This window comes from Streptomyces atratus (genome assembly GCF_040655115.1).
Taxonomy (GTDB): domain Bacteria; phylum Actinomycetota; class Actinomycetes; order Streptomycetales; family Streptomycetaceae; genus Streptomyces; species Streptomyces atratus_D.
The window spans coordinates 1-2,295 of record NZ_JBFAJH010000131.1 but is presented as its reverse complement, the minus strand read 5'-3'; the positions used below and the strand labels follow the sequence as shown (position 1 = coordinate 2,295).

Below are 2,295 nucleotides of genomic sequence, written 5' to 3'. Positions count from 1 at the left end.
ACCGTTCCTAAACAGTGTCCAGGAGTGAGCCTTGTACCCACGTCCCGGAACTGCGCGCATCCCGAACGGTTTTGGATGCGCTGGTCCCCCGCGTTCTCGTTGTCCCTGTCCGGCGACGCGCATCGTGTGCACGCTCCGCGACAGGGCGGCGGGTTTCCTCACGCCCTCGGTCACCATGATCGGCCTGGACGGTCCGATGCCCAGCACCATCACTCTGGTGATGCTGGGGCGGTGCCGTCCGTCGCCGGATCGGGTGCCCGAGGGCGCGTCTGCCAATGGCCACCGAGGCGGCGTCATGGCGAGTCATGCTGCGAGTCTTGCTGATCAGGGGCTTGCGCCAGTGCTGGTCGCCCCACATCGAGGTGTATGCCGGGTCGACGGCGACGATGGCGATGCCGTGTTCGGCGGCCATGGAGACGATGCGGGCCTTGAGCTTGCCGGTAGGCATACCGGAGATGAGTTGCCGGAACCGCTTCTTGCGGCCGTGCTTCTCGCGGGTCTTCTCGGCGGCGAAGTCCAGGTTTTCGATGCCGATCGCCTGCGCGCCGGTCTGCTTGGTCCAGTGCAGGAGGCGGGTGAGGGCGTGCCGGATCTGGGCGTCGCGGTGGTCGGCGGTGCCGGACAGGTCGTAGTGGAAGCGGCGCGGGTCGCCGACCGGGTTGCCGTGCCGGTCGAGCCGGTAGGCGGCGAAGTGGTCGGCGTTCGTGTCGACGCCGACCATGCCCCTGGCGCGGGCGGTGGCCGACGGCATCGTCTGCACGGCGGGCCTGGTCCACGACGCGGTCAGGTACCAGCGGCCCCGCTCAACGTGGTAGTGGATGCGGTAGGCGACGGCACGGTTGGCCTCGGTGCGGTCGCGCCACTCGTCCCCACGGTGCGCGAACGCGACCTTGGAGGCAAGAACGTACCGGCCATGCTTACTGTTGGCCAGGCGGGCGAGCGGGGCGGGCATCTTGATCGACACTTCGCCGTCAGGGGTGACGCGGATCGTCTCGTTCCCGAAGCGTTTTCCGGACTCGCCGTCTGCGGCGAGGAACCAGCGCTCAGCCTCCCAACGCTGACGCCATTCGTGCTCGGTGAGCTGCGCGGCCTGAAGGTTGTGCCGGTTCTTGAGCAGCCGCCGGCCGCCGCGAACGACACGGACGTGTCCGGTCTTCCAGTCGTCGCGGGCCACGTCGAGGCGGTGTTCCAGGGTGGCCAGGCGGCGGGACTTGTGGAACCACTCGCCCTTGGACCGGTACCCGCCCGGCCCCCGCTTGCTGCCTTTCTCCCCGATCGGGAGGGACAGGCGGTGTCGCAGCGTGCGGATAGATCGGCCTCAAGGTTCTGGACATGGGCGAGCAGGCAGCGTCGGGCCAGGCCGTACTGGTCGTGCGTGGCCTTCGTGATCGCACCCGCGATGCGCGACGACGACTGCTCGGTCAGGTCACGCTTCCGGGATGCCCACGCGTCGTTGTCGTGCTTGTGCCCGGCTTCGCAACGGGCCTTGAGATCGAGAGAGGCCAGGCGGCCCTGGTGCTCGCCGACCAGACGCAACACCTTCTCGTCCTTTGGTGTGAGGTGCTTGAGGCGGTCGCGTAACGCCACACCGGACGGGCCGACAGCAACGAACGGCGGGTCGATGGTACGGAGCTGCTTCTTGTCAGCCATCGGCAGCCGCCGCTTCCAGTGCCTTCCTGGCACGGTTCTTCGCACTGCGGCGGCCGTACAGGCGAGCACAGAACGAGGTCAGAACCTCCACCATGTCGCGCACCAGGTCGTCTTCGACCTCGCCGTCATCCAGCACAACGAGTCGACGGCCGGTTGCAGCCAGAGCGGCCTCAACGAGTTCGACGTTCATACGGCCCAACCGGTCTTTGTGCTCCACCACTACGGTGGTCACCGCCGGGTCGGCCAGCAGGCGACGGGCCTTGGCGCGGGCGCCGTTCATGCCCGAAGCGATCTCGGATTCGACGCGCACGACCTTATGCCCGGCCTTCGCGGCCCATGCCGACAAGCGTGCGGTCTGCCGCTCCAGGTCGGCCTTCTGGTCGTGGGAGGAGACGCGGGCGTACAGGCCCACGCCACCGGTCACGGACGGTGAGGTGTTCGCGTCGATGTTCACCAGGATCGTGCGCGGCCCGACTCGTTCCGCAGGGACCGGCAGCGTGCCCTCACGGAACCAGCGGTACGCAGTACGCGGGGCGACCCCCTGCGCGCGCGCCCATTCCGTCAGGTTCATACACCAGATCATACGACACTCGTGACACCTGAAGGACACTCATGGACACTTAGTCGAGAGCAGTTCCTGACCCC

The 2,295-nt window shown here is 67.8% G+C and carries 1 protein-coding gene and 1 pseudogene; both read right to left on the bottom strand.

Annotated elements, in window-relative coordinates; translation table 11 throughout:
* Positions 1-7 precede the first annotated feature (7 nt).
* Positions 8-1,650: pseudogene (locus AB0I23_RS41375) on the bottom strand (IS200/IS605 family accessory protein TnpB-related protein).
* Positions 1,643-2,221 (bottom strand): IS607 family transposase, encoded by a 579-nt coding sequence (locus AB0I23_RS41370; protein ID WP_326793267.1) that lies wholly within the window; start codon positions 2,219-2,221, stop codon positions 1,643-1,645. Before AB0I23_RS41370 ends, AB0I23_RS41375 begins: the two are co-directional and overlap by 8 nt.
* Between the last annotated feature and the right edge of the window lie 74 nt (positions 2,222-2,295).